This is a genomic window from Streptomyces longisporus, assembly GCF_039532765.1.
GTDB lineage: Bacteria > Actinomycetota > Actinomycetes > Streptomycetales > Streptomycetaceae > Streptomyces > Streptomyces longisporus.
Window position 1 is genome coordinate 133,281 of the sequence record NZ_BAAASG010000008.1, and the last position, 25,697, is coordinate 158,977.

At 71.0% G+C, this 25,697-nt stretch carries 23 protein-coding genes and 1 pseudogene; 16 read left to right on the forward strand and 8 right to left on the reverse strand.

The window, feature by feature from the left end; translation table 11 throughout:
• The first annotated feature begins 50 nt into the window (after nt 1-50).
• The 4 genes and pseudogenes from ABD355_RS17675 (at nt 51) to ABD355_RS17695 (ending at nt 2,999) form a co-directional block, all read left to right on the forward strand.
• A complete protein-coding gene (locus tag ABD355_RS17675; RefSeq protein WP_344401352.1) occupies nt 51-1,019 on the forward strand; it encodes an alpha/beta hydrolase in 969 nt (322 codons plus the stop codon).
• A 324-nt stretch (nt 1,020-1,343) separates the two neighbouring features.
• A pseudogene (locus ABD355_RS17685) lies at nt 1,344-1,494 on the forward strand (glucose-1-phosphate thymidylyltransferase); the annotation flags it as partial.
• 186 nt (nt 1,495-1,680) lie between these two features.
• Nucleotides 1,681-2,199, forward strand: coding sequence for an SDR family oxidoreductase (locus ABD355_RS17690; protein WP_344401659.1), 519 nt, complete (start codon nt 1,681-1,683; stop codon nt 2,197-2,199).
• Nucleotides 2,196-2,999: a class I SAM-dependent methyltransferase gene (locus ABD355_RS17695; protein ID WP_344401354.1), complete on the forward strand. Its 804-nt coding sequence runs from the start codon at nt 2,196-2,198 to the stop codon at nt 2,997-2,999. Before ABD355_RS17690 ends, ABD355_RS17695 begins: the two co-directional genes overlap by 4 nt.
• A 210-nt stretch (nt 3,000-3,209) precedes the next feature.
• Here ABD355_RS17695 and ABD355_RS17700 read toward each other — a convergent pair whose 3' ends face one another.
• The 4 genes from ABD355_RS17700 to ABD355_RS17715 all read right to left on the reverse strand — a co-directional run bounded on the left by ABD355_RS17700 (nt 3,210) and on the right by ABD355_RS17715 (nt 7,745).
• Nucleotides 3,210-5,156 carry a glycosyltransferase family 2 protein gene (locus ABD355_RS17700; protein WP_344401355.1) on the reverse strand — a complete coding sequence of 649 codons (1,947 nt, stop codon included), beginning with the start codon at nt 5,154-5,156 and terminating at the stop codon, nt 3,210-3,212.
• A gap of 132 nt (nt 5,157-5,288) precedes the next feature.
• The gene (locus tag ABD355_RS17705; RefSeq protein WP_344401356.1) at nt 5,289-5,873 is read right to left on the reverse strand and encodes a hydrolase; all 585 of its coding nucleotides are present in this window, start codon (nt 5,871-5,873) and stop codon (nt 5,289-5,291) included.
• A 4-nt stretch (nt 5,874-5,877) separates the two neighbouring features.
• The gene (locus ABD355_RS17710) at nt 5,878-7,200 is read right to left on the reverse strand and encodes an MFS transporter (protein ID WP_425585769.1); all 1,323 of its coding nucleotides are present in this window, start codon (nt 7,198-7,200) and stop codon (nt 5,878-5,880) included.
• An 83-nt stretch (nt 7,201-7,283) separates the two neighbouring features.
• Nucleotides 7,284-7,745 carry a MarR family winged helix-turn-helix transcriptional regulator gene (locus ABD355_RS17715; protein WP_344401358.1) on the reverse strand — a complete coding sequence of 154 codons (462 nt, stop codon included), beginning with the start codon at nt 7,743-7,745 and terminating at the stop codon, nt 7,284-7,286.
• Between the two features lie 245 nt (nt 7,746-7,990).
• On the opposite strand from ABD355_RS17715, the gene ABD355_RS17720 reads away from it, so the two are divergent.
• The 3 genes from ABD355_RS17720 to ABD355_RS17730 all read left to right on the forward strand — a co-directional run bounded on the left by ABD355_RS17720 (nt 7,991) and on the right by ABD355_RS17730 (nt 11,072).
• Nucleotides 7,991-8,491, forward strand: coding sequence for a metallophosphoesterase family protein (locus ABD355_RS17720; protein WP_344401359.1), 501 nt, complete (start codon nt 7,991-7,993; stop codon nt 8,489-8,491).
• A 103-nt stretch (nt 8,492-8,594) separates the two neighbouring features.
• The gene (locus ABD355_RS17725; protein ID WP_344401360.1) at nt 8,595-10,022 is read left to right on the forward strand and encodes an MFS transporter; all 1,428 of its coding nucleotides are present in this window, start codon (nt 8,595-8,597) and stop codon (nt 10,020-10,022) included.
• Between the two features lie 126 nt (nt 10,023-10,148).
• Nucleotides 10,149-11,072, forward strand: a complete 924-nt coding sequence (locus tag ABD355_RS17730) for an aminoglycoside phosphotransferase family protein (RefSeq protein ID WP_344401361.1) — start codon at nt 10,149-10,151, stop codon at nt 11,070-11,072.
• Nucleotides 11,073-11,318: 246 nt separating this feature from the next.
• On the opposite strand, the gene ABD355_RS17735 is transcribed toward ABD355_RS17730, so the two are convergent.
• Together ABD355_RS17735 and ABD355_RS44715 are read right to left on the reverse strand one after the other, a co-directional pair.
• Nucleotides 11,319-12,419 (reverse strand): XdhC family protein, encoded by a 1,101-nt coding sequence (locus tag ABD355_RS17735; protein WP_344401362.1) that lies wholly within the window; start codon nt 12,417-12,419, stop codon nt 11,319-11,321.
• A complete protein-coding gene (locus tag ABD355_RS44715; protein ID WP_425585760.1) occupies nt 12,395-12,799 on the reverse strand; it encodes a 2Fe-2S iron-sulfur cluster-binding protein in 405 nt (134 codons plus the stop codon). The genes ABD355_RS17735 and ABD355_RS44715 overlap by 25 nt, the downstream gene beginning before the upstream one ends.
• 148 nt (nt 12,800-12,947) lie before the next feature.
• Here ABD355_RS44715 and ABD355_RS17750 point away from each other — a divergent pair, with 148 nt between their 5' ends.
• Nucleotides 12,948-14,921 carry a GTP-binding protein gene (locus ABD355_RS17750; protein WP_344401363.1) on the forward strand — a complete coding sequence of 658 codons (1,974 nt, stop codon included), beginning with the start codon at nt 12,948-12,950 and terminating at the stop codon, nt 14,919-14,921.
• A gap of 94 nt (nt 14,922-15,015) precedes the next feature.
• Nucleotides 15,016-16,872, forward strand: coding sequence for a cellulase family glycosylhydrolase (locus tag ABD355_RS17755; RefSeq protein ID WP_344401364.1), 1,857 nt, complete (start codon nt 15,016-15,018; stop codon nt 16,870-16,872).
• A 72-nt stretch (nt 16,873-16,944) separates the two neighbouring features.
• Here the strand turns inward: ABD355_RS17755 and ABD355_RS17760 are convergent, their stop codons facing one another.
• Nucleotides 16,945-18,192 (reverse strand): YncE family protein, encoded by a 1,248-nt coding sequence (locus ABD355_RS17760; RefSeq protein WP_344401365.1) that lies wholly within the window; start codon nt 18,190-18,192, stop codon nt 16,945-16,947.
• 175 nt (nt 18,193-18,367) lie between these two features.
• Here ABD355_RS17760 and ABD355_RS17765 point away from each other — a divergent pair, with 175 nt between their 5' ends.
• The gene (locus ABD355_RS17765) at nt 18,368-19,030 is read left to right on the forward strand and encodes a TetR/AcrR family transcriptional regulator (RefSeq protein WP_344401366.1); all 663 of its coding nucleotides are present in this window, start codon (nt 18,368-18,370) and stop codon (nt 19,028-19,030) included.
• A gap of 167 nt (nt 19,031-19,197) precedes the next feature.
• On the opposite strand, the gene ABD355_RS17770 is transcribed toward ABD355_RS17765, so the two are convergent.
• Nucleotides 19,198-19,344, reverse strand: coding sequence for a hypothetical protein (locus ABD355_RS17770; protein ID WP_344401367.1), 147 nt, complete (start codon nt 19,342-19,344; stop codon nt 19,198-19,200).
• Between the two features lie 51 nt (nt 19,345-19,395).
• On the opposite strand from ABD355_RS17770, the gene ABD355_RS17775 reads away from it, so the two are divergent.
• The 6 genes from ABD355_RS17775 to ABD355_RS17800 all read left to right on the forward strand — a co-directional run bounded on the left by ABD355_RS17775 (nt 19,396) and on the right by ABD355_RS17800 (nt 25,692).
• On the forward strand, nt 19,396-19,944 hold the full coding sequence (locus ABD355_RS17775; protein WP_344401368.1) for a hypothetical protein: 549 nt from the start codon (nt 19,396-19,398) through the stop codon (nt 19,942-19,944).
• Between the two features lie 176 nt (nt 19,945-20,120).
• On the forward strand, nt 20,121-21,611 hold the full coding sequence (locus ABD355_RS17780; protein ID WP_344401369.1) for a hypothetical protein: 1,491 nt from the start codon (nt 20,121-20,123) through the stop codon (nt 21,609-21,611).
• A 1-nt stretch (nt 21,612) separates the two neighbouring features.
• Nucleotides 21,613-22,701 (forward strand): NADH-quinone oxidoreductase subunit B family protein, encoded by a 1,089-nt coding sequence (locus tag ABD355_RS17785; protein WP_344401370.1) that lies wholly within the window; start codon nt 21,613-21,615, stop codon nt 22,699-22,701.
• A 69-nt stretch (nt 22,702-22,770) separates the two neighbouring features.
• Nucleotides 22,771-24,564, forward strand: a complete 1,794-nt coding sequence (locus ABD355_RS17790; protein ID WP_344401371.1) for a nickel-dependent hydrogenase large subunit — start codon at nt 22,771-22,773, stop codon at nt 24,562-24,564.
• The gene (locus ABD355_RS17795) at nt 24,557-25,099 is read left to right on the forward strand and encodes a NifU family protein (protein WP_344401372.1); all 543 of its coding nucleotides are present in this window, start codon (nt 24,557-24,559) and stop codon (nt 25,097-25,099) included. Before ABD355_RS17790 ends, ABD355_RS17795 begins: the two co-directional genes overlap by 8 nt.
• Nucleotides 25,096-25,692 carry a DUF5947 family protein gene (locus ABD355_RS17800; RefSeq protein ID WP_344401373.1) on the forward strand — a complete coding sequence of 199 codons (597 nt, stop codon included), beginning with the start codon at nt 25,096-25,098 and terminating at the stop codon, nt 25,690-25,692. Before ABD355_RS17795 ends, ABD355_RS17800 begins: the two co-directional genes overlap by 4 nt.
• Nucleotides 25,693-25,697: the final 5 nt, after the last annotated feature.

The window sequence follows — 25,697 nt, forward strand, 5'->3', positions numbered from 1 at the left end:
ACTCTCCATGGTGTGCCGCACTCCGCGGCACCCGATCCGAGGAGGCCGTCATGACCGGCGCCACCGCACCCCGCCCCGTCCTCGAACCCGCCGCCCAGGCCTTCGCCGAGGCCACCGCCAACCCGCCCTACCTGTTCGACCTGGGCCCGGCCGAGGGCCGCAAGGCCGTCGACGAGGTGCAGTCCGGCGGCATCGAGAAGCCCGCCGTCGACGAGGAGTGGATCGCCGTGCCCGGCGGCCCCACCGGCCAGATCCGCACCCGCATCGTCCGCCCCGCCGGAGCCACCGGTGCCCTCCCGGTGATCGTCTACATCCACGGCGCGGGCTGGGTGTTCGGCAACGCCCACACCCACGACCGGCTCGTGCGCGAACTCGCCGTCGGCACCGGCGCCGCGGTCGTCTTCCCCGAGTACGACCTCTCGCCCGAGGCCCGCTACCCGGTCGCCATCGAGCAGAACTACGCGGTGGCCAAGTGGGTCGTCGAGCAGGGAGCCGCCAAGGGCCTGGACGGCTCCCGTATTGCGGTGGCAGGCGACTCCGTCGGCGGCAACATGACCGCCGCCCTCACCCTGATGGCCAAACAGCGCGGTGACGTTCCGCTGGCCGCGCAGGTGCTGTTCTACCCGGTGACCGACGCGAGCTTCGACACGCTGTCCTACCACCAGTTCGCCGAGGGCTACTTCCTGCGCCGGGACGCCATGCAGTGGTTCTGGGACCAGTACACGACAAACGAGGCTGAGCGCGCCCAGATCACCGCGTCCCCGCTGCGGGCGTCCACCGAGCAACTCACCGGACTGCCGCCCGCCCTCGTCATCACCGGTGAGGCCGACGTCCTGCGCGACGAGGGGGAGGCCTACGCCAACAAGCTGCGCGAGGCGGGGGTCCCGGTCACCGCGGTCCGATACCAGGGCATCATCCACGACTTCGTGATGCTCAACGCCCTTCGTGAGACCCGTGCCGCGGAGGCCGCCATCAGCCAGGCGGTCAGCACCCTTCGCGGGGCGCTGGGCACTGCCTGAGCGTCAGAACGGCGCCGAAGTGGGGCCTGTCCGCGGCAGGTTCCGTGGGGCGCATACGGCGTTTGACCGGGCCGCCGGAGGGGACCCGGGCAGCAGCCACTGAAGCAGAAGGAAGATGAACCGCCGTGACGCCGCACACCACAGACAAGCTTGCGATCCGTCGACCGGAGACCGGTTGGGCGAGGGCCCGGCGGCTGCGGGGCAAGGGCGTTCTGCGTACCTGCATTCCGGCGGTTCTCGAGCAGGGCACCACCCGAACCGACCAGCCCGGCCCGGAGGGCAACATAGTGCGGGGCGAGGACTGACCACCGGCTCGCCCGCCCCTCTTACCCAGGCCCCTTCACCTCCGTCGCGGAGAACTGCCGGATCACCGAAAGTGGACCGGAGTTCTCCGTCGTGCCGCGCGACTCCACTTGGCCTCAGTGTGTCGAGCACCCACTGCCTGGGCCCAGGAGACCACAGCAAGGTAAGGATCCGGTTTGGCGTCCCGGATGCCGCCGCCATGGGCCGCGACCTCACCCAACAGGACGCCGTACGGCGGGCGTTGACCGACCCGGATCAATGGCGACTGCGCGGCACACGGCGCCCGCCAGGTCCATCTCTGCCACCGACCACGTCTTCGGCGGGCGACGCGCATACCCCGTAGGCCGAAGATCATGCCATCGCCCCGAGCCGCGCGTACGGTCGCACCGAGCTCGCCGGGGGAGCGTGCGTGGCCGAGGAGCTTCCCACATCGAGCGCAATCGCGCGAACCGCTTGGCTCGACGGCGTTTGCGGGCGTAGTTTCGTCCGCACGATGATCGACCTGGAGTCCCGCCACGACACCCTGGGCGTCGTCGACGACCAGCGCGGGCAGCCCACGTGGAGCGCGGACGTCGCCGCACGTCTCGTCGACCTCGGCCCGCACCCCGGCCGGGGTGCGACCGGTGTCCTCCATGCCGTCGGCTGTGGCGAGGCCTCCCGGTACGAGTCGGCCCGGGAGGTCTGCGCCCGCCGCGGCGCGGACCCCGACCCGGTGCGGCGAGTGAGCAGCGGGGCCTTCCCGCGGCGTGCTCCCCGCCCCGCGTACAGCGGCCTCGTCCACGGTCGTCGGCAGGAGCTGGGTCTGCCGGCGCTGCGTGACCGGCGATCCGCCGTCCATGAAGCATTCCCCTTTATCCGCAAGGAGTCCCCTTCGTGAAACGCCATGAATTCCTGCGGGGTCTGCACAAGGCCACCGCGAACCGCAACTACCTGGAGATCGGAGTCAACGACGGCCGCAGTCTCACGCTGTCCCGCGTCCCCAGCATCGCGGTCGACCCCGCGTTCAAGGTGGTCACGGAGATCCGGTGCGACGTCCACCTGGTGAAGGCCACCAGCGACGACTTCTTCGCCCGCGACAACCCCCTCGGCCACCTCAAGGGCGGCCGCCACCCCGTGCGCAACCTGCGCCGGGGCCGCAGCCCGATCGGTTACTGGCGGCGCACCACGCTCGACCTCGCGTTCATCGACGGCATGCACCTGTTCGAGTACGCGCTGCGGGACTTCATCAACATCGAGAAGCACTCGGACTGGTCGAGCGTGATCGTCTTCGACGACATGCTGCCGCGCAGCATCGACGAGGCCGCCCGCGACCGGCACACCGACGCCTGGACCGGCGACGTCTACAAGCTCATCGAGATCCTGAACCGCTACCGGCCCGATCTCGTGACCGTCCTCGTCGACACCCAGCCCACCGGCCAGCTGATCGTCTTCGGCGCCGACCACGAGAACACCGTGCTGAAGGACAAGTACGACGAGATCATCGCCGAGTTCCAGGTGCCCGACCCCCAGAAGGTGCCCGAGACGATCCTGGAGCGGGTGAAGGCGGTCACGCCCGAGGCCCTGCTGGGGGCCGACTTCTGGCGCCCCCTGGTCCGTGCGCGCAACCGCGGCCTCAGCCGCTCCCGCGGCTGGCAGCCGCTGCGCTCGGCCCTGGAGGGCCTGACGGCCGGCCGCTGAACTGCCGGCCGCGCAACGTCCCGTAACGGGAGATGCAGGCGCCGTACGACGGCAGCAGCCCGGTCCGCCGGGCCTCTGCCGACGACGGCGCCTGCGCGTCCTCCGGGGCAGCCCCGTCCGGCACAGGCAGGCCACGGTGGTGCCGCCCGTCATCGCCCTGAAGGTGCGCCCGAGGCCCGCGCGCCCGCCATGCCCAGTGAGCGCGCGCTTTCACGCCCTGGCCGCCCGGGACGCCGCACGCCGTCTGAGGACCGCCAGTGCACGGCGTGCCCTGCGGGCCAGTCGCCGTACCACCGAGGGCCTGGGAGTGCGCACCACCTTGATCGAGTTCGCGTCCGCGTGCAGGGTGAGCGGCAGCGGGAGGAAGCGCGGCTCGGCGGCGTCGGGGGCCGCGCACAGGGTGGTCCGCCAGGTCGCGCCGCTGAGGTCGGCGACGGTCGGGGCCGCCTCCAGCAGGGCCCCGTCCCCGGCCGGGGACAGCGTGCCGGGCACGTCCACCGACCGGTCCGGCGAGGTCAGCCGCAGCAGAACGGCCGTCTCGGCCGGGACGTGCAGCGGCAGGGGCGCGCGCAGCCGGCCCCCGGAGACACTCACGGCGTTCGGATCGAGCCGGCCGAGGCCGAGGCGCTGGTTGGCCCGGTCGACGTCCAGGGAGAGATTGCCGTGCTGGTCGGTCCAGTACGGCAGGACCACCCGCCCGGCCACGACCGCCGCGGACGTGGCGGCACGGGCCTTGCGCGGGCCCGGGCCCACGCGGGACGTCTTGCTCCAGCCGCCCAGCCTGACGCGGGCGTATGTGTCCCACAGCCCGGCGCGCAGCGGTGCGCCGTCCACCGCGCCGGCCGGGTCGACGGTGGCCGTCGCGCGCAGCACGAGCCGCACCTGCCCGCTGTCCTCGACCGGCACGATCTCCCGGGTGACCTCGATGGGCTGGAAGTACTGGGCGGCGCTGGAGCGTTCGCGCACCAGCAGGTCCACGGCGGCCTGGCCGAACCGGGCGACGGTGTCGGCGCCCACCCACGCGATCGCCTCGTCGAGGTCCTTGGGCGCACCGTCCAGCGGGGTGCGGACCCCGCCGCCGGGGAACGTCAGCGGCGCACCGCCCGCAGTGAGCTCGGCGGCGAAGTCGAAGCGCAGCCTGCCGCCCTGCCACTCGACGGTCCCGGGCCGGGCCGAGAGGCCGAGCCCGGTCTCCCACTCGGCGAAGGCCACCACGTCGTCGTACCGGTCGGCGGCGACGAGTGCCGCCACGACCTGCTGCGTCGGCTGCAGTCCAACGGCGACACCGGGGCCGAAGCGCTCGACGACGACCTGGCGGATCTCCTCGAACTGCTTGCGCCGGTAGTCGTCCGGCTGGCCGAGCAGACGGTTGCCGCGCAACCGCTCCACCATCTCCACCCGCAGCCAGCGGCGGTGCAGACTGTCGCGCACCGCGCCCGGCTCGGTGTACCGGTCGACGACGTCCAGCGCCTCCCGCAGGTTCTTGAAGTAACCGACCGGGTCGAACTGTTGGAAGCCCGCGTTGGAGGAGTCGTCGCGCCGGACGTGGTAGTAGCAGACGTAGTCGCCGATGACGGACACGTTGGCCGCACGCAGATACGCCTCCGTCACGAAGACATGGTCCTCCAGGCGCCGTCTGCCCTCGGGGAAGCGCAGGCCGATCTCGTCCAGGAAGGCCCGGCGGAACATCTTGTGCGGGGTGAGGCTGTCGATGAGCGGGGCGTCCCGCACACTGGCCCGCGGCCGGTTGCGGCGGAACAGCTCCACCGGCACCCCGCGGCCCTGGCCGGCCATCTTGCCGACGACGACATCGGCGCCGTTGGCCACGCCGTAGCCGTACATCCGCTCCAGGGCCTCGTCGCCGAGGCGGTCGTCGTTGTCGACGAACATCACGTACTCGCCCTGGGAGGCGGCGATGCCGACGTTGCGCGGCTTGCCCGACCAGCCGGAGTTCTCCTGGTGGATCACCCGGACCCGGGGCTCCTGCGCGGCGAGCGCATCGAGCCGGGCCGGGGTCCGGTCGGTGGAACCGTCGTCGACGAAGATCACTTCGTATTCGTCGGGTGGCAGTGACTGCTTCAGCAACGAGGCGATGCAGTCCTCGATGTAGGGCCCCGGGTTGTAGACGGGGACGATGACGCTGACCTTGACCGGCATCGGGCTTCCGAGCCCCCTCGGGTCGCTCGCCGAAAGTGTGGGTACGGGTGGCCAGATGCTATCTCCGCCGTGAGCTTCGTCCCACTTCGAGCCTGTCTCCCCATCGCTTCCGTGGGCAGGGTCTGGGCGGGGTCAGTCGTGCGTCTTGGCCAGCAGCTCAAGGATCTCGGCGGTGGTGCCCGTCTCGCCCAGCCGCGGGAAGATCCGCTCGACGCTGCTTTGGTGTGCCTCGGGGTCCAGGTCGCTCATGGCGTCGGTGGCGAGGGTGACGTGGTAGCCGTGCTCGTGCGCGGCGCGGGCGGTGGACTCCACGCCGATGCTGGTGGCGATGCCCGTCAGCACGATCTGCGTGATGCCACGGCGGCGCAGCTGGACATCGAGACCCGTGCCGTGGAAGGCACCCCAGTTGCGCTTGGTGACGGTGATGTCGCCGGGGTGACCGGCCAGTTCGGGGACCACCATGTCCCAGCCCTCCGGGAAGGCGCCGCCCGGGCGGGAGACCTCGGTGCGGCCGGGGACCGTGTCCGCCCCGTCGGCGGCGAAGGAGACCCTGACCAGCACCACGGGCAGACCGCGGGCGCGGAAGGCGTCGGCGAGTTCCACCGTACGGGTGATGACGTCGGCGCCGCTGTGCGGCCGGACGGGCGCGGCGACGATGCCGGCCTGGAGGTCGATCACCACGAGGGCGGTGCGCGGGTCGAGGGCGGTGACGGTCATGACATCAGGCCTTTCCTTGCGGTACGAGGGTGTCGAGTGAACGGTCGGGGAGAGCGGACGCCAGGAGCAGCGCCGATCCGGCGAGCATGAACAGGGCCAGCTCGTGCATCCCGGAGGTGTCGGCGCGGTGCGGGAAGAAGGCCGCGGCGGCGGCGGACGCGGCCAGCGCGCCGAGATAGCCGAAGGTGCGCAGCAGCCCGGCGGCCGAGGCGGTGCGGGCCGGCTCGGCCTGGCGGTACAGGGCGTTCTGGACGGCGAGCCCGAGGAGGCCCTGCGGCACGCCCATCACTGCTCCGACCAGGACCAGCGACCACATCGGGGTACCGGAGCCGACCAGCAGCAGCGCGGCGCAGCCGGCCATCTGCAGAAGGCTGCCGACGACGAGCTTGCTCCGCACGGCCTCCCGGCGACCGGTGACGGCGGAGACGGCGAGCCCGGTGGCCGACAACGACAGCAGCACCAGCCCCGCCGTCGCGGCGTGCAGGCCGCGCCCCTCTTCCAGCCACTGGGTGAAGCCGTACATGAAGGCGTACGAGGTCGTGTAGGCCAGCAGCTGGCGCACATACGTGACGATCAGCGGGCGGTTGCCGCCGAGGACGCGCAGGTCGACGAACGGGTTCGGCACCCGCAGCTCCCGCACCGCGAAACCCACCGCCGCCACGGCGGACAGCACCGGCAGATACCACCGATCGAGCCTCAGACCCGTCAGGAAGACCATCAGCGAGACCAGCATGACCGCGAACAACGCCATGCCGGGCAGGTCGACACCGTTTCCCCGGCCCGTCGGCCGCCCGGGCGTCCTCGGCAGACGGCGCGTTCCCAGGACCAGACAGGCCACCGACAGCGGCACGTTGACGGTGAAGACCGCCCGCCAGCCACCGAGGCCGATCAGCAGACCGCCGAGGGTGGGACCGATCACGGCCACGACCTGGTTGGCCATGGCGAGCGCGGTGAGCACCCCCGCCGGGCTGTCGCGACCCGTGCGCTCGGCCTCGCTGCGGGTCAGCTGCATGGCCGCCGGATACGCCGCCGACGTCCCGAACCCGAGCAGCACGCGCGCGCCGATGAGCGCGCCGAGCGAGGGAGCGAGCGCTCCGAGGAGCCCGGCGATCCCCACCAGACCCGTACCGATCAGATACAGGCGACGCGGCCCGTACATGTCCACGAGCCGCCCTACCACCGGCTGCCCCACCGCGGTGGCCAGGTACAGGGCGGACACCAGCCATACCGTCTCGGCGGGCGGCGCGCCGAAGGCGACCCCGATCGGCACCAACGCCACCGCGATCATGGAGGAGTTGACCGGGTTGAGTACCGAACCGAACAGCATCGGTGCGATCAGCCGCCGGTCGAACCCGGTGGGGGAGGGGCGGGCGGTCCGCGCGCCGCCCCCGATGCCGGAGAGCCGACGTATCACGGCTGCGTGAGCCGTTCCAGCAGCGCCAGCCCTTCGAGGACCGTCCGCCGTTCGTCCTCGGTGTAGCGGTCCTGCAGTGCCCGGGCCAGCCATTCCTCACGGGCCTGCCGGTCACCCTCGACCCGCAGACGGCCCGCGTCGGTCAGGGTGACGAGCTGGCGGCGGCCGTCGTCGGGGTCGGGACTGCGCCGGATCAGCCCCTGCCGGTCCAGCGCGGCGAGCGTGGTCGCCATCGACTGCGGCCGCACACCCTCCGCCGTGGCCAGCGCACTGGCGGTGGCGGCCCCGTGCTTGGCCACCAGGGTGAGCGCGGAGACCTGGGGCGGCGTGAGCTCGTCGTCCTCCGCGACCTCCCTGATGCGCCGCCGCAGCCGACTGACCACCACCCGCAGATCGCGCGCGGCACGTGCGGCGGACTCGCCGATGCCCTCGTTGGGGCCGGTGGCCTGTGTATCCATGCCCCGACCATAAAACCGTAAGGTGAAACTGTCCAGTTCAGGCTGAACAGTTTTTCCTGTAGATCGGACCACCGGGACGGACCTCCTCGCCCCGGGTGTCGTGGAACTTCCCGAACGGCGTCCCGGTCCCGGGGACGGTCCGCCACCGGGCCGGGCCATCTGGTGCGGCGTCGGCCGCAACCCCTCGGCGACGCACCGGACGCCCGCTCACGCCATGGCGCCCCCGCCGTATCTAGGCTGACCGCGTGCGCCTTGTGCTGACGACCGACACCCACCTCCCCAAACGCGCCAAGGAGTTGCCGGAGCCGCTCCTGGCCGAACTCCCGCGCGCCGACGTCGTGTTCCATGCCGGGGACTGGGTCGACACCGCCACCCTCGACCTGCTGGAGGCCCGCTGCCCCAGGGTCGTCGGCGTGTACGGCAACAACGACGGACCGGAGCTGCGCGCCCGGCTGCCCGAAGTGGCGTACGCCGAGCTCGGCGGAGTGCGCTTCGCCGTCGTGCACGAGACGGGCCCGGCGCAGGGCCGGGAGGCGCGCTGTGCCGCCCGGTTCCCCGACGTCGACGTGCTGGTCTTCGGGCACAGCCACATCCCCTGGGACACGATCGCCCCCGGCGGCCTGCGCCTGCTCAACCCCGGCTCCCCGACCGACCGGCGCCGCCAGCCCCACTGCACCTACATGACCGCCACCGTGGCCGACGGCGTCCTCACCGACGTACAGCTGCACCGCCTGCCCCCGAGGTAGCCGCCGGTTTCGGGACAACAGGGCGGGGCACCCGACAGCGGCGGCCGTACGTGTGCATCCGGCAACCGGCGGCGTTGTCAGACCCTCCTGTTACCAAGGAACCATGACTGGATCACCGGCAACGCTTCTGCGGCGCGCGGTGAGCCCCGCACGGCACGAGGGCTCGCCGCGGACCGTCCTGTTCGTCATGTGCACCGGGTACTTCCTGGTGCTGCTCGACGTCACCATCGTCAACGTGGCACTGCCCCGCATCGGTTCGGACCTGGGCACCGACATCGGCGGCCTGCAGTGGGTGGTGGACGGCTACGCGCTGGCGCTCGCCGCCCTCATGCTGACCAGCGGCACGGCCGGCGACCTGTACGGACACCGGCGCGTGGTGCTCGCCGGACTCGTCGTCTTCGGCGCCGGCTCGCTGGCCTGCGGACTCGCCCCCGGTGTCCCCGTCCTGGTCGCCGCCCGGGTGGTCCAGGGCGTGGGCGCGGCACTGCTGCTGCCGGGCACCCTGGCCATCATCAGCCGCGCTTTCCCCGAGGACGCGGCACGCGCGCGAGCCATCGGCGTCTGGGCCGGCATAGGCAGTCTGGCGCTGCCCGCAGGCCCGCTGCTCGGCGGCGCTCTCACCGAGACCCTCGGCTGGCGGGCGATCTTCCTGCTGAACGTGCCGATCGTGCTGCTCGCCCTCGTGTGGTCCGCCGCGATCGTCCGGGAGAGCAGGGAGGAGCAGGCCCGGCGTCTGGACGTGCCCGGACTGCTGCTCGGCAGCCTGCTGCTCCTGGCGACGACGTACGCCTTCATCGAGGGCGGACGCGCCGGCGCCGGCGCCCCGCAGGTGCTCGTGGCCGCGGCGCTCGCCGTCCTCGCCGTGCCGGCACTGGCCGTGGTCGAACTGCGCCGCGGGGACGATGCGATGCTGCCCGTTCCGCTGCTGCGGCGACCCGCCTTCGACGCGGCGAACGTGGTGGCCGGGATCATGAACATGGGCACGCTCGGCACGCTGTTCGTGCTGATGCTGTTCCTGCAGTCGGTCCAGGGCCGCTCCGCGCTGCTCGCGGGCGCCGCCGTGATACCGCTGTTCGCCCCGCTGGCCGTCATCGCGCCCTTCGGCGGGCGCATCACCAGCCGGATCGGGTCGCGGCTTCCCGCTGCCGCCGGTCTGCTCGTCGCCACGGCCGGGCTCGCCCTCCTCGTCCTGGCCGCACCGCACTCCCCGTATCTCGTCCTGCTGCCCGCGTTCCTGCTGTGGGGCATCGGCATGGGCTTCCTGACCCCCGCGGTCGTCGCCGCGGCCATCGCGGCCGTCCCGGCCGAACGGTCGGGACTGGCCTCCGCGATGAACAACACCGCACGTCAGACCGGCGGTGCGATAGGCATCGCGGTGGCGGGTGCGGTCGCAGGACAGCCCGGTGACGAGACACGTTTCGTACGGGGTTTCCACGCCGTCGCCCTCGGAGCCGCGGGCCTCTACGCGGCCGCCGCGGTGCTCGCCCTGCTCGTGCTGCCGGGCGCCCTGCTGCCGGGCGGCGAGAGGTGACCTGAGCGCGTTCGTAGCAGCAGAGGTGCTGTGTCGCGGGAGCATGCATGCCCCACCGGGCGACGACTACCGGACTGCACCCCCCACGCCGAAATGCGATGGACGTCCAGCCGCCGCTCCGCTGAGATGGACGGCGTGCTGATCGACGCAACTCTCGTACGCCGTCTGCTCGTTGCCCAGTTCCCGCAATGGGCCCATCTGCCGGTCGCCCCGGTGCCGCAGTCCGGCATGGACAACGCCACCTTCCGGCTCGGCGACGAGCTGTCCGTACGTCTGCCGCGTTACGCGCACTGGGTCGGCCAGGTGGAGCGTGAGCACCGCTGGCTGCCCCGCCTCGCCCCGTACCTCCCGCTGGCCGTCTCCGAGCCCCTCGCTATGGGGGAACCCGGCGAGGGCTACCCCTACCCGTGGTCCGTGTACCGGTGGCTGGACGGCGAGACGGCGGCCACCGAAGCCCTGGTCGACCCGGTCGGCACCGCCCTCGACCTCGCCGAATTCATCACCGCCCTGCAGGCCGTCGACGCCACCGGCGGGCCCGGCCCCGAGCAGAGCAACGCCTTCCGCGGTGTGCCGCTGGGCGACCAGCGTGACTCCGTGGCCGCTCAGGCCCGTGTGCGGCCCAAGCTCGAGGCACTGAAGCGGGCGGGCCTCGTCGATGCCGACGCGGTGAAGGAGGTGTGGGAGGCGGCTCTCACGGCGCCCGCCTGGGAGAAGCCGCCGGTCTGGATCCACGGCGACCTCGACGCGGGCAACCTCCTGACGCAGAACGGTCGGCTGAGCGCGGTCATCGACTTCGGCACGCTGGCCGTGGCCGACCCCGCCGTGGACCTGGTGCCGGCCTGGAAGTTCCTGCCCGCGCGGGCACGGGACGTCTTCCGCGAGGCGGTCGGCGCCGACGACGCCACCTGGGCGCGGGGCCGCGGCTGGGCCCTCGCGGGATCCCTCCCGGTACCCGACGACCCCTTCTTCCGAGACCACCCGGCCCGGGTCACGGCAGCCCTGAAGCACCTGGAGGCGATCCTGGCGGACTACCGGAGCAACGCGGGCTGAGGCGACGGGGGATCAACCCCGCCGCCACCGCCGTACCCGCGTGAACATGACGGCCGCAGCGACAGCCACCGCCGCCCGTTCGGCCACCGGCACGCCCGCCATACGGAACAGGTCGAAGGGCTCGGTCTCCTCAGGCGGCTCCGCCGGCCCCTGGCGATCAGCGCCATGCGGTGCGCCGTCTCGTCCTGTTCCTCGAAGACGGCGGTGCCCTTGCGCGTCACGGTGGTCGGGCCCACCTGGGGGGCGTTACCTCGGCGGATGGATGGCCCCTCCGGTGGCCGTCAGCGGGGCGCCGCTGCCTCCCCAGCGCAGCGCGACGATCTCGGCGGCGACGGACACGGCGACCTCCTCGGGCGTACGGGCGCCGAGGTCGAGGCCGACGGGGGAGCGCAGCCGGGACAGTTCGCTCTCGGTCAGCCCGGCGTCGAGCAGGCGTTTCATACGGTCGTCGTGGGTGCGGCGGCTGCCCATCGCCCCGATGTAGGCGGCCGGCCGGCGCAGTGCCTCCTCCAGCAGCGGCACGTCGAACTTGGGGTCGTGGGTGAGGACGCAGATCACCGTGCGTTCGTCGGTGTCGGTGCCCCGAAGATAGCGGTGCGGCCAGTCGACGATCACCTCGACGGCGGCCGGGAAGCGTTGGGGCGTGGCGAACACCGGGCGGGCGTCGCACACGGTGACCCGGTAGCCGAGGAAGCTGCCGATGCGGGCGACCGCGGCCGCGTAGTCGATGGCGCCGAAGATCAGCATGCGCGGCGGCGGGGCGAAGGAGTGCAGGAAGACGGTGACCGCGTCCTCGCGGCGCTCGCCGTGCGGGCCGTAGTGGCGCACCCCGGTGGCGCCCAGGGCGAGTTCGCCACGCGCGTCGGCGGTGACGGCGACGTCCAGGCCGGCCGTGCCCAGCGTTCCGGACACCTCGTCCGGCCAGACGGCGAGGGTGGCCCCGATCGTCGCCGGCCCGTCCGTCACCGTCGCCACGGTCACCGGGCGGCCCTCGGCCACGGACCGCGCGACCGCGGCGAATCCCGGGTCGGTCTCGCGCGTGACGGGCCGCACCAGCAGCGTGATCTCACCGCCGCAGGTGAGCCCGACCGCGAACGCCTCCTCGTCGCTGTAGCCGAAGGTCTCCAGGCGTGCCTCGCCGGTCTCGACGACCTCCTGGGCGAGCTCGAACACCGCGCCCTCCACACAGCCGCCGGACACGCTGCCCACAACCTCGTCGCCGGGCCCCACCGCCATGGCCGCACCGGGATCACGCGGTGCGCTGCGGCTCACGGCGACCACGGTCGCAAGGCCGAACGGGACCCGGGCCGCGTACCACTCGCTCAGCGTCGGGAGAATCTCACGCACGATCCGCTCCTTCCACGGGCACCGGGCCGGCCCCGCGCACCACCGCCGCCGGTCTGTGCCCCTCGACGAAAGCGTCCACGCTCGGCAGCGCCACCGCCATCCCGGCGGCCACAGGTGCATAGCCGGGTCGCGCCGTGCGCGGATTTCCCCAGACCAGGCGGTGCAGACGGCGCATCTGGGCGCCGAGCGCTCCGCATCGCCACGTCGCCGCGGCCGGTCCGCCCGGCTGTGCCGCCATAGCCGGTGCGGCGGCAGAGGCTGCCCTCGAGGGCGTGCCGGATCTCGTCCGAGGCGGGGTGTGGGTGCTCGCGCAGCAGATCGCGCGCGGCCATCAGCATCCCCGGTGCAGCAGTCGCTCCGCAGGCGTGGGTCATGCCCATGGGTTGAGCGTTAATCCGTTGCGGCAGTGACACCGGTACTGCTGCACTTCATGTGTCTGGTCACAGCACCGTCAAGGAGAAGCAATGCGAGCACCGTTCATGTCCGCCCAGGAAGGAATGACCCACTCTTCGAAGGACATGACGCTTCGTGCACTTGCTCAACCTTGGCATCCTCGCGCACGTCGACGCAGGTAAGACGAGCCTGACCGAGCGGCTGCTGCACTCGGTCGGAGTGATCGACGAGCCCGGCCGTGTCGACGACGGGAACACCCGCACCGACACCCTCGCGCTGGAGCGGCAGCGCGGCATCACCATCAAGTCCGCCGTCGTCTCGTTCGCGATCGACGACGTGACGGTCAACCTCATCGACACCCCCGGCCACCCGGACTTCATCGCCGAGGTGGAGCGGGTGCTCGGAGTGCTCGACGGCGCGGTTCTCGTCGTCTCGGCCGTCGAGGGCGTCCAGGCGCAGACGCGCGTCCTGATGCGGACGCTGCAGCGGCTGCGCATCCCGACGCTCCTGTTCGTCAACAAGATCGATCGCCGCGGGGCCCGATACGACGGCGTACTGCGGGAGATCTCCGAGCGGCTCACCCCGGCGGTCGTGCCGATGGGGACGGTCGGCGGGCTCGGCACGCCCGCTGCCCACTTCGTGCCGGGACTCCCTGAGGCGGCGCTCGATGTCCTGGCGGACCATGACGACGAGCTCCTCGCCGCCTGGATGGAGGGCGGTGATATGTCGCATGGCACACTCCGCGCAGCCCTCACCGCTCAGACCCGCAAGGCCCTCGTCCACCCCGTCCACTTCGGCTCAGCCATCACTGGCGCAGGCGTGAACGCCCTGGTCGCCGGCATCAAAGAGCTCCTGCCCCCGGCAGACGGTGACCCCGACGGACCGGTCTCGGGCACCGTGTTCAAGGTCGAGCGGGGTCCGGCGGGGGAGAAGGTGGCGTACGTCCGCATGTTCTCCGGCACCCTGCGCACCCGCGACCGGGTTCCCTTCGGCGAGGCCCGCACGGAGGGAAGGATCACCGCGATCAGCGTCTTCGACCACGGCACCGACGTCCGGGCGGACGCCGTCCCCGCCGGACGGATCGCCAGGCTGTGGGGCCCGACCGACATCAGGATCGGTGACGCGCTCGGCGAACCCCGCAAGGCCTACGAGCACTTCTTCGCCCCGCCCACACTGGAGACGGTGGTCGTCCCGGGCCCGGGCGTGGACACCCGCAAGCTGCACCTCGCGCTCACCCAACTCGCCGAACAGGACCCGCTGATCGACCTGCGCCACGACGAGGTGCGCCAGGAGACCTCCGTGTCCCTCTACGGCGAGGTCCAGAAGGAGGTCGTCCAGGCCACGCTCGCCGAGGAGTTCGGGCTCGACGTCACCTTCCGGGAGACCACCGTCATCTGCGTCGAGCGGCCGTGCGGGCCGGGAGCGGCGGTCGAGTTCAACAAGAAGGACCCGAACCCGTTTTTGGCCACCGTGGGCCTGCGCGTCGACCCCGCACCGGTCGGCTCGGGCGTGCAGTTCGGCCTGGAGGTGGAGCTCGGCGCCATGCCGTACGCGTTCTTCAAGGCCGTCGAGGACACCGTCCGCGAAACCCTCGGGCAGGGCCTGCACGGCTGGCAGGTCACCGACTGCAGGGTCACCATGACCCACTCCGGTTACTCGCCCCGGCAGAGCCACGCCCACCAGGGCTTCGACAAGAGCATGTCCAGCACCGGCTACGACTTCCGCGGTCTGACCCCGCTGGTCCTGATCGAGGCCCTGCGCCGGGCGGGCACCCGGGTCCACGAGCCGATGCACCGCTTCCGACTCGAAGCCCCGGCCGACACCCTCGGCGCCCTGCTGCCGGTGCTGGCCGCCCTGCGTGCCGTGCCGCAGACGACCCGGACGCAGGGCGCCGCCTGTGTCCTGGAGGGGGCCGTCCCGGCCGGCCGGGTGCACGAACTGGAGCAGCGGCTGCCCGGACTCACGCGGGGCGAGGGCGAGTGGGAGAGCGCCTTCGACCACTACGCACCGATCACTTACGGAACAGTTCCCGAACGTCCGCGCACCGACCACAACCCCCTCAATCGCAAGGAGTACCTGTTGAACGCGACGCGCCGTGTGACGGGTTGAGGTGGCTGAGAACGAACGATCCTCGAAAATCCTGAAACTTACTCAAGAGTCAGAAGTATTGACGGTGTCCGGAAATCGCCGGACTGTAGTGGACATGCCGAATATCCGGACACGTCTGCTCCTTGTGCTGGTTGTCCTCTTCGGATCTCTGACGGTGGCGGGCGCACCCTCCGCCACCGCCGCGACCCTTCCCGACTCCCTCTGGTTCGACGAATCGCCCCTGACGGTGCAGAACGGCAGATTCGTCGACGGCGACGGCCGCGAGGTCGTGCTGCGCGGCTACAACGTCTCCGGCGAGACGAAGCTGGAGGAGAACAGCGGTCTGCCCTTCGCCTCGGTCGCCGACGCGAAGAAGTCCGCGACCGCGCTGCGCGCCCTCGGCGGCGGCAACTCGGTCCGCTTCCTGCTGTCCTGGGCGCACACCGAACCCACCCGTGGCACGGTCGACACCGCTTACCTGGCCGCCGTCACCGCGCAGATGCAGGCCTTCCTCGACGCCGGTGTCCGCGTGTACCCCGACTTCCACCAGGACCTCTACTCCCGCTACCTCTTCAACTCGGGCAGCTGGTACACGGGCGACGGCGCACCCAAGTGGGCCGTGGCGCTGGGCGGTTACCCGCAGGAGTCGTGCGGGATCTGCCTCTTCTGGGGCCAGAACATCACCCAGAACCAGGCCGTGACCAAGGCCCAGTACGACTTCTGGCACAACAACCACGGCCTGCAGGACGCCTTCCTCGCCACCGCGCAGAAGACCATGGCGTACGTCGGGCAGCACCTGAGCGACGCGGAGTTCGCGGGCGTCGTCGGCTTCGACCCGTACAACGAGCCCTTCGCCGGCAGCTACGACTCGGGCCAGACCAGCCGTACCTGGGAACAGAACCTGCTGTGGCCCTTCTACCAGAAGTTCCGGGCCCGGATGGACGCGGCCGGCTGGCAGGCCAAACCCGCCTTCGTCGAACCGAACCTCTTCTGGAACGCCAACATCGACTCCCAGAAGCAGGAGGGCGGACTGCTGGACGCCGGCACGCTCGGCCCGCGCTATGTCTTCAACACCCACTTCTACGACCAGAAGGCCATCTCAGGGATCCTGATGTGGGGCAACGCGTCCGACGGGCAGTACGCGACGGACTTCGGGACGATCCGCGACCGGGCGTCTGCCGCGGGGACGGCCGCCGTGGTCAGCGAGTTCGGCCATCCGCTGTCCGGGAACGTGTCAGGCAAGGCACCCTCGGTCGACAAGGCGATGTACCAGGCCCTCGACTCCCGGCAACCGGGCTCCAGTTGGTGGTCCAACCCGGCCTCCTCGGGACCGGTCCTCTCCGGCAACCAGTGGCAGTGGGACATCTACAACGGCCGCCACCACGAGCTGATGAACGACAACCCCGACAAGGTCCAGACCTCGGGCGACGCCTGGAACGACGAGGGCCTCTCCGTCGTGAGGCTCGACGACTCGGGCACGGTGACCCTCCGTCAGGACGCCCGGCTCCTCGACCGCCTCTACCCGAGTGCCACGGCCGGTACGACGCTCGCCTTCACCTACGAGGACCGCTCACGCGACGGTTCCACGACCCTGACCTGGAACCCGGTGCCGAGTTCACTGCCGAACGTGTCCCAGCTGGTCGGCTCCGGCCAGTACGGGCTGCTCGTGTGGAAGTCGGGCAGCGGCACGGCGCCCACCGAACTGCACCTGCCCGCCTCGTTCCCGACCGCGACGACCACCGTCGTCTCCGACCTCGGCACGGTCTACGGTCCGCCGGCGTACACGACCTCGACACCGGTCGCGGCGGCTCCCGAACCGGGCGGCACGGGCAGCCGGCGCATCCTGCTCACCGACTCGGACTCCGGCGTCCTGCACTACGCGCTGGTGACCAACGGGGCAACGGCACCATCGGCGAGCCTCCTCAGCGCGGCCAAGGCCGAACTGGCGACCTGGGCGGCGGCGCACTTCTGAGCCGGGGGACTCGGCGGGCCGACAGGCGGACGGCGCCGGACTGTACAGTCCGGCGCCGTCGGTGAGGGGGGATCAGCTCGCGGACGGACCCGTCCAGCCGGCCTGCACATGGCCGAGCCGTACTCGCTGCGGATGGTCCCCGACCGGGACGGACGTGACCTTCTGACCGGTCGCGAAGTCGATCGCCGTGACCTGGTCAGCGCCGCTCTCGGAGATGATGCAGTCCTTGCCGTCGCCGCTGACCGTGGCCCAGTACGGGGTGGACGCCGTGACCAGCGGGCCCTCCTGGAGGGTGGCCCGGTCGACGACGGTGGCGTAGTTGTCCATCGTCCCGGCGACACACAGCTTGCTGCCGTCGGGGCTCATCGAGATGCCGTGGTGGCGCGAGTCCAGCAGCCAGGTGGTGCGGTCGGGATTGGTCGCCGGGTTCGCCGGCAGCGTCTTCACCCGGGTGATCTTGTCGGCGGCGATGTCGTACTCCAGGAAGCCGTTGAAGAACGACACCTGGAAGTACATCTTCGACCAGTCGGGGGTGAAGGCGGCGGGCCGTACCGCGTCGGAGAAGTCCTTCAGGCCGATCGCGTCCAGCCGGTCGCGCATGTCGATGGTCTTGACCGTCTTGTACGTGGTGGCGTCGACGACGGTGATGTGGCGGTCGCCCTTGGTCCAGTCCGCCGACGGGTCGTCGAGGGAGGTGGTGACCTCGCCGATCGACATGTTCCAGATGTACTTGCCGCCGTTGGTGAAGACGTTCTCGTGCGGCTTGTCACCGGTGCCGAACTCGCCCAGTTCCTTGCCGGTGTTGATGTCCAGCACCTGCACCTTGTCGGCGGTGGACGCGGAGACCGCGACCTTGGTGCCGTCGGGGGAGACGGCCATGTGGTCGGCACGGTAACCGGCCACCGGGAAACGCCAGTTGATCTTGTCGGTGGCCAGGTCGATGGAGACGACGTCGGCGAAGCTGGGCCGGGAGACGACCACCGAGGTGCCGTCGGGGGTGGAGTACATGTCGTCGACGTACTGGTCGTGGCCCTGACCGACCTGGTTGCGGATGGCCGTGTAGTAGATCCACTTGATGGGGTCGGCGTTGATCTCAGCGATGCGCTGCGCCTTGTCGGGAACGACGTTGATCTCCCCGACCTTGGCGAAGTCGCCTGACGACTTCAGGACGGTGGCGGTGCCGTCCCAGTTGTTCCCCACGAACAGCACCTCGCGCAGCGCTGCGGACGAGTCCGCGGTGGCGGCGGTCGCGGGTGCGGCGACGGTCAGGACGAGGGCGGCGGCTACGGAGCAGAAGTGCCTGGATCTGAAGGCAGGCATGAGTGCTCTCTCCTCTGCGGACGGGGTGTGATGAGGGCATGCCAAAGAAATGGAGACCGAATCTGAAAACAGGCGCGTTCGGACTCTTACTTACTGGAAAGTAAGGAAGAGGTGCCCTTCTCCACAAGACTGCGTACACGACAAACTTGATGCGGCGGGCGACAAGGGAGGCTCAGTGGCGGGAAGGCTCAAGGCGCCGACCGGACGGTACGGCGGCAAGACCGCCGCGGAACGGCAGGCCGAGCGGCGCAGGCGGTTCCTGGACGCCGCGCTCGAACTCTTCGGCGGCGACCCCGGCTACCGCGCCACCACGGTCGCGGCACTGAGCGAGGCCGCGGGTCTGTCCACCCGCCAGTTCTACGAGGAGTTCCGCACCCTCGAGGACGTGCTGGCCGCGCTGCACCTCCAGGTCAACGACTGGGCCGAGGAGGCCGTCCTGGCCGCGTTCGCCGAGGCGCAGGGACTCCCGCTCGCCGAGCGCGTCACCGCCATCTTCCGGGCCTATGCCGGGAACGTCACCGGCGATCCACGCCGGATCAGGATCACCTTCGTCGAGATCATCGGCGTCAGCGCACGCCTGGAGGAACAGCGCCTGGCCCGCCGCTCCCGCTGGGTGGACCTCATCTGCGCCGAGGCGGACTCGGCCGCCGCTCACGGAGAGGCCGCGCCCCGCGACTACCGCATCGCGGCGACGGCCTTCATCGGCAGCGTCAACGGGCTGCTGCACGACTGGAGCGCCGGCTGGGTCAACGCCACGCTCGACGAAGTGGTGGACGAACTGGTCCACCAACTACTGGCGATTCTGCGGCCACCGGGGTGGGCGACTCCGACGGCTTGAAACGCCGCGGCGCGCCCGCCGGTTGGCGGCGTGGTGCGTTTGGTGGCCGGTGGTGTGGTGTCTCCGGCGGGCTGTGGCGTGGCGTTCGCGCCGGTTCGCGGCGTGGTGCGTCAGCCGGACGGTGGCGCGGTGCCCTTGCCGGGCCATGGTGTGTCGTTCCCGTCGGGTCACGGCGCGGTGGGTTCGCCGTCCGCGGCGCGGTGCCCCTGTCGGGCGATGGTGAGGCGTTCGTGCCGGTTCGCGGCGTGATGCGTCAGCCGGACGGTGGCGCGGTGCCCTTGCCGGGCCACGGCGTGGCGTTCCCGTCGGGTCACGGCGGGGTGTCTCCGCCGTCCGCGGCGCGGTGCCCTTGTCCGGGCGATGGTGTGGCGTTCGCGCCGGTTCATGGTGTGGTGCGTTCGCCGGGCGGTGGTGTGGTGTCGCTGGCGGGCTGTGGTGTGGCGTTCGTGCCGGTTCGCGGCGTGATGCGTCAGCCGGACGGTGGCGCGGTGCCCTTGCCGGGCCACGGCGTGGCGTTCCCGTCGGGTCAGGGCGCGGTGGGTTCGCCGTCCGCGGCGCGCTGCCCTTGTCCGGGCGATGGTGTGGCGTTCGCGCCGGTTCATGGTGTGGTGCGTTCGCCGGGCGGTGGTGTGGTGTCGCTGGCGGGCTGTGGTGTGGCGTTCGTGCCGGTTCGTGGCGTGGTGGGGCAGCCGGACGGTGGCGCGGTGCCCTTGCCGGGCTATGGCGTGGCGTTCCCGTCGGGTCAGGGCGCGGTGGGTTCGCCGTCCGCGGCGCGGTGCCCCTGTCGGGGGATGGTGTGGCGTTCGCGCCGGTTCGTGGCGTGGTGGGTTCGCCGGGCAGCGCGCGGTGTCTCTGCGGGCCGCGGCGTGGCGTTCCCGCCGGGCTACGGCGTTGCGTCCCCGCCGGATCTGTGACGACTTGTGTCGCCGAGCGGTCGACGACACTCCCATGGTCCGTGCCGCGGACCGCCCGACCACTCCGAGTGACCCCCCGAACGGCCCAGCGATGATGCGCCGGAGGAGGCGAGGGTGCGTGGGCGGTGTGACCGTGGTGGAAGGCATGGGCGTGCATGCGGTGACGAGGAGGCGCGATGTCGCAGGGTTCGGTCGAGGGCGGCATGGCGCCCGTTGCCACGAGGGACGCCCCGGGTCTGCCGGCCGACCGGTCCCGGCACGGCTTCGAGCAGTTGAGCGCCGTCGCCGACGCCGTTCTGTACGAGGGCTACCTGCTCTATCCCTACCGTCGCTCGTCGGCCAAGAACCGCGTCCGCTGGCAGTTCGGCGTGCTCTTCCCGCGGGCCTGGGTGGAGCAGGACGGCCCGGTCGTCCCCAACGTGTCCGGCTCCGCCGACTCCTGGTACCAGCGGACCGAGGTGCTGCTGAGGATCCGGCAGCCCGGCGCGACCCTGCGGGTGAGGCTTCGATACCTCCAGCTGCAGCACAAGCAGGTGGAGGAGACCGGCCACGGCCGCCTCCGAGAGGTCGAGTCGCTGCGCACCGACGACGGCACGGTGCATCTGACCTTCGACGAGGCCGTGCCGTGCGAAGTGGACATCGCGGTCCCGCTGGACGACCTCCTTCAGGGGGAACACATGGTTCCGGCGGGAGCGGCGGCCGGCAGGGACATCGAGGCACTGCCTTCGGGTGTGGGGCGCGTGGTGCGTCGCCGCGAGGAGGTACGGGCCGATGTCACCCTCGCCGCCGAGCAGTTGGGGGAGAACCTCTTCCGTCTGCGGGTGTGCACCACCAACACGGGACCTGCGCCGGATCCGCGGGCCACGCGCGAGGAAGCGCTGAGTGGCGCGCTCATCGCCGCGCACACGCTGATCGGCGGTGACGGCGTCGAGTTCGTCTCGCTGATCGATCCGCCCGAGGACCTGCGGGCCCAGGCAGGTACGTGCCGGAACGAATTCACCTTCCCCGTCCTCGGCGGCGAACCCTCCACTTCCCCTGCCGACGCCATGGGCCACGTCCTGCTCTCCTCACCGATCATCCTTCCCGACCATCCGCAGGTGGCCCCGGAGAGCCCCGGGGATCTGCACGACGCCGCGGAGATCGACGAGATCCTCACGCTGCGCACGATGCTGCTGACGGACGAGGAGAAACGCGAGGCACGCGCCACCGACCCACGGGCCGCCGCGATCATCGACCGGGTCGACACCATGCCCCCGGAGGTCTTCGCACGGCTGCACGGCGCCGTCCGCTCCCTGGCCCCGGCCAACCCATCGCCCCCGCGCGCCGAACGCCCCGCCTGGTGGCAGGAGGGCGCCGACGACGGACTCGCCCCGTCCACCGACACGGTGCTCGTCGACGGCGTGCCCCTCGGCGGCGGCAGCCGCGTTCGGCTTCGGCCACGCAGCCGGGGCGCCGACGCCCAGGACATGTTCCTGGCCGGACGGACCGCCGAGGTGGCCGCCGTCTTCCACGACGTGGACGGCAGCGTGCACCTAGCCGTCACCCTCGACGACGATCCCGCGGCCGAACTGCACAGCTGGTACGGCCGCTTCCACTACTTCCGCCCCGACGAACTCGAACCACTCAGCCCGACCGACTCCGACACCCCCCGCACCGGAGGCCGTTGACATGACGACGCACAGCAGCACCACCGAGGTCAGCGGCGAACCCGACCGCGCCGAGGACCGGCAGGGCTTCGACGAGATCCACATCCTCTGGATCTCCGAGGGCATGAGCTGCGACGGCGACACCGTCTCCCTGACGGCCGCCGACCAGCCCTCCATCGAGGACCTGGTCCTCGGTCTGATCCCGGGCCTGCCCAAGGTGAACCTGGTCAACAAGGTGCTCTCCCCGAGCCTGGGCGGCGAGGACTTCCTCGCCCCCTACCGGGCCGCGGTACGCGGTGAGCTGGCCCCGTTCATCCTCGTCATCGAGGGCTCGATCCCCAACCAGAACATCATCGAGGGCGACGGCTACTGGACGTCCTTCGGCAACGACCCGGAGACCGGCGAACCGCAGACCCTCAACTGGTGGATCGACCAACTCGCCCCCAAGGCCTGGGCGGTGGTGGCCGCAGGCACCTGCGCCACCTTCGGAGGCATCCACGCCATGGCCGGCAACCCGACCGGCTGCATGGGCCTCGCGGACTACCTGGGCTGGGACTTCAGGTCCCAGGGCGGCCTGCCCGTGGTGAACGTCCCCGGCTGCCCGATCCAGCCCGAGAACTTCATGGAGACCCTGATCTGGGTCCTGTACCACGCCGCCGGATCCGCTCCGCCGCCCCCGCTGGACCACATGCTGCGCCCGCAGTGGCTGTTCGGAAAGACGGTCCACGAGGGCTGCGACCGCGGTTCGTACTACGAGCAGGGCAACTTCGGCAAGGACTACAACTCGCCCAAGTGCCTGGTGAAGACGGGCTGTTGGGGCCCGGTCGTCAACTGCAACGTGCCCAAGCGCGGCTGGATGGCGGGCATCGGCGGCTGCCCGAACGTCGGCGGCATCTGCATCGGCTGCACGATGCCCGGCTTCCCCGACGCGTTCATGCCGTTCATGGACGAACCGCCCGGCGGAACGCTCTCCTCGATGATCGTCAAGCCGTACGGGGCCGTCATCCGCCGACTGCGCGGCTTCACGAACGAGCTGGTCAACCACGAACCCAGGTGGCGCCACAACAAGCAGAAGCTGACCAGCGGTTACGACCCGCACTGGCGTCCCTGACCCCGCCCGACACACACCCCCACCACGGACCGACCTACGGAACAGCGACAGCAAGGGGCAGTAACAGCGATGACCACAACCGAGGCCCGGCCCACGGGACGCAAGCCGCCGCAGCTCGTGGACATGTCCTGGGACCCGATCACCCGCATCATCGGGAACCTGGGCATCTACACGAAGATCGACTTCGCCAACCGGGAAGTCGTGGAGTGCCACAGCACGTCCTCACTGTTCCGTGGCTACTCGGTGTTCATGAAGGGCAAGGACCCCCGGGACGCGGGGTTCATCACCTCCCGGATCTGCGGCATCTGCGGCGACAACCACACCACCTGCTCCGACTACGCCCAGCAGATGGCCTACGGGGTCAAACCGCCGCGACTCGCCGAGCACATCGTCAACCTCGGCGAAGCCGCCGAGTACATGTTCGACCACACGATCTTTCAGGACAATCTGGTCTTCGTGGACTTCTGCGAGGCCATGGTCAAGGCCACCAACCCCGGTGTGCTGGCCCGCGCCGAACGCAGCGACGCACCCCGCGGGGACATCCACGGCTACCGGACCATCGCCGACATCATGAAGGCCTTCAACCCCTTCGAGGGCGAGGTATACAAGGAGGCCCTGAAGGTCAGCCGGGTCACCCGCGAGATGTTCTGCCTGATGGAGGGACGCCACGTCCACCCCTCCACGCTGTACCCCGGTGGCGTGGGCACGCTGCCGCAGCCGACCGTCTTCACCGACTACCTCAGCCGCCTCATGCGGGTCATCGACTTCGTCAAGAAGGCCGTCGCCATGAACGACGACGTCTTCGACTTCTTCTACGAGGCGCTGCCCGGCTACGAGGAGGTCGGCAACCGCCGCATCCTGCTGGGCTGCTGGGGCGCCTTCCAGAACCCCGACGTCGTCGACTACCGCTACGAGACCATGAACACCTGGGGCAAGGCGATGTACGTCACCCCGGGCATCGTCGTCGACGGCGAACTGGTCACCAACAACCTCGTCGACATCAACCTCGGCCTGCGGATCATGCTCGGCAGCTCCTACTACGAGGACTGGGTGGGCGAGCAGCCCTTCGTCACCCACGACCCGCTCGGCAACCCCGTCGACATGCGCCACCCGTGGAACCAGACCACCGTGCCGGTGCCGCAGAAGCGCGACTTCGACGACAAGTACAGCTGGGTGATGAGCCCGCGCTGGTACGACGCGCGCAGCGGCGATCACCTCGCCCTGGACACCGGCGGCGGCCCGCTCGCCCGCCTCTGGTCCACCGCGCTGAGCGGACTGGTCGACACGCCGTACATCAAGTCCACCGGCCACAGCGTGCGCATCTCGTTGCCCAAGGGCGAGTCGCTGCCGGAGACGACCCTGGAGTGGCGCATCCCGAAGTGGAGCAACACCATCGAACGGGACCGCGCCCGGCCGTACTTCGTCGCCTACGCGGCCGCCATGGCCCTGCAGTTCCTGGAAGAGGCGATGGGTCTGGTGCGGGACGGCGACACCAAGGTGTTCGAGAACTTCGAGGTGCCGGACGAGGCCATCGGCTGCGGCTTCCACGAGGCCGTGCGCGGTGTCCTCTCCCACCACCTGGTGATCAAGGACAAGAAGATCGCCAACTACCACCCCTATCCGCCCACACCGTGGAACGCAAGCCCTCGCGACAAGTTCGGCACCCCCGGCCCCTACGAGGACGCCGTCCAGGGACAGCCGATCTTCGAGGAGAACGGGCCGGACGACTTCAAGGGCGTAGACATCATGCGCACCGTCCGCAGCTTCGACCCGTGTCTGCCGTGCGGTGTGCACATGTACGTGGGCAAGGGCAAGACCCTGACCACCCTGCACTCGCCGACGTACGGCGCGAACCATGGCTGAGCCCGAGCGGCTCGCGGACCCGGACGTCGAGGCCCGGCTGGCCCGGCTCGACCAGCTGCTGGAAGGGCTCGAATCCGCACCCGGGCCCGCCACCCGCTCCGCGGTCGAGACCGTACGGCTGCTGACCGAGATCTACGGCGAGGCGCTCGCCCGGGTCATGGACCACGCGGACGCGCAGCTGGCCGAACACCTCGCCGAGGACGAGCTGTTGGGGCATCTGCTGGTACTGCACGCGGTCCACCCCGAGCCCGCGGAGCGCCGGGCGGCCCGCGCGGTCGAGCGACTGCGGCCCGCCGTACAGGAACGCGGCGGTGACGTGGAGTGGGCCGGCGCGGACGGTGCGGTGGGCCGCGTACGGCTGACGGCGGGCGGCGGCTGCGGCTCGGGCTGCGGCGGCGGGACGGGCGACGTCACCGCCGCCGTCCGGGAGGCGGTGCTCGCCGTGGCCCCGGAGCTGACGGAGGTGGAGCCGGTGCAGACCACCGCTCCGGCCTTCGTACCGCTGACCACGCTCACCCACCGAGGCACATCGTGACCACGGAGGGCGCGCTCGCCCGCCTCATCCGCTCCTCCGCCGAGGCCACGCCGGCGGCCGAGACGGAGCGGTGCGACCTGTGCGCCGCGCCGGTGCCCGAGGAACACCGCCACCTGTACGACACCGCAGCCGAGGAGGTGCGCTGCGCCTGCGGCCCGTGCTCGGTGCTGTTCGCCGACGGCGGCGCGGGCGACGGGCACTACCGGCTCGTTCCCCGCAGGCGGATCAGGCTCCCCCGGGTGGACACTGAGATTCTGGGCGTGCCCGTCGGCCTGGTCTTCTTCGTGCCCCGGTCCGACGGCACGGTCACCGCCGAGGGCCCGAGCCCGGCCGGGGCCATGCGGTGGGAGATCGACGCGGCGGCCTGGCAGCGGCTGACCGCAGCCTGTCCGCAGCTCGCCACCCTGGAACCCGACGTGGAGGCACTGCTCGTGAACACCGTCCACGGCCTCGACCACCACTGGATCGTCCCGGTCGACGACTGCTACCGGATGATCGCCGTCGTACGCCGGGAATGGCGGGGCCTGTCCGGCGGCGGCCGCATCTGGCCCGCCGTCGAGCGGTTCTTCGACGACCTCACCGAGCGGCCATGACCGCG

What these genes read in the sequence shown, in the direction of transcription:
- ABD355_RS17795 (WP_344401372.1), top strand. Translation starts at nt 24,557, where the DNA reads ATGGCTGAGCCCGAGCGGCTCGCGGACCCGGACGTCGAGGCCCGGCTG.
- ABD355_RS17710 (WP_425585769.1), bottom strand. Translation starts at nt 7,200, where the DNA reads ATGCTGTTCGGTTCGGTACTCAACCCGGTCAACTCCTCCATGATCGCG.
- ABD355_RS17730 (WP_344401361.1), top strand. Translation starts at nt 10,149, where the DNA reads ATGGACGGCGTGCTGATCGACGCAACTCTCGTACGCCGTCTGCTCGTT.
- ABD355_RS17790 (WP_344401371.1), top strand. Translation starts at nt 22,771, where the DNA reads ATGACCACAACCGAGGCCCGGCCCACGGGACGCAAGCCGCCGCAGCTC.
- ABD355_RS44715 (WP_425585760.1), bottom strand. Translation starts at nt 12,799, where the DNA reads ATGGGCATGACCCACGCCTGCGGAGCGACTGCTGCACCGGGGATGCTG.
- ABD355_RS17760 (WP_344401365.1), bottom strand. Translation starts at nt 18,192, where the DNA reads ATGCCTGCCTTCAGATCCAGGCACTTCTGCTCCGTAGCCGCCGCCCTC.
- ABD355_RS17705 (WP_344401356.1), bottom strand. Translation starts at nt 5,873, where the DNA reads ATGACCGTCACCGCCCTCGACCCGCGCACCGCCCTCGTGGTGATCGAC.
- ABD355_RS17780 (WP_344401369.1), top strand. Translation starts at nt 20,121, where the DNA reads ATGTCGCAGGGTTCGGTCGAGGGCGGCATGGCGCCCGTTGCCACGAGG.
- ABD355_RS17715 (WP_344401358.1), bottom strand. Translation starts at nt 7,745, where the DNA reads ATGGATACACAGGCCACCGGCCCCAACGAGGGCATCGGCGAGTCCGCC.
- ABD355_RS17675 (WP_344401352.1), top strand. Translation starts at nt 51, where the DNA reads ATGACCGGCGCCACCGCACCCCGCCCCGTCCTCGAACCCGCCGCCCAG.
- ABD355_RS17785 (WP_344401370.1), top strand. Translation starts at nt 21,613, where the DNA reads ATGACGACGCACAGCAGCACCACCGAGGTCAGCGGCGAACCCGACCGC.
- ABD355_RS17755 (WP_344401364.1), top strand. Translation starts at nt 15,016, where the DNA reads ATGCCGAATATCCGGACACGTCTGCTCCTTGTGCTGGTTGTCCTCTTC.
- ABD355_RS17725 (WP_344401360.1), top strand. Translation starts at nt 8,595, where the DNA reads ATGACTGGATCACCGGCAACGCTTCTGCGGCGCGCGGTGAGCCCCGCA.
- ABD355_RS17700 (WP_344401355.1), bottom strand. Translation starts at nt 5,156, where the DNA reads ATGCCGGTCAAGGTCAGCGTCATCGTCCCCGTCTACAACCCGGGGCCC.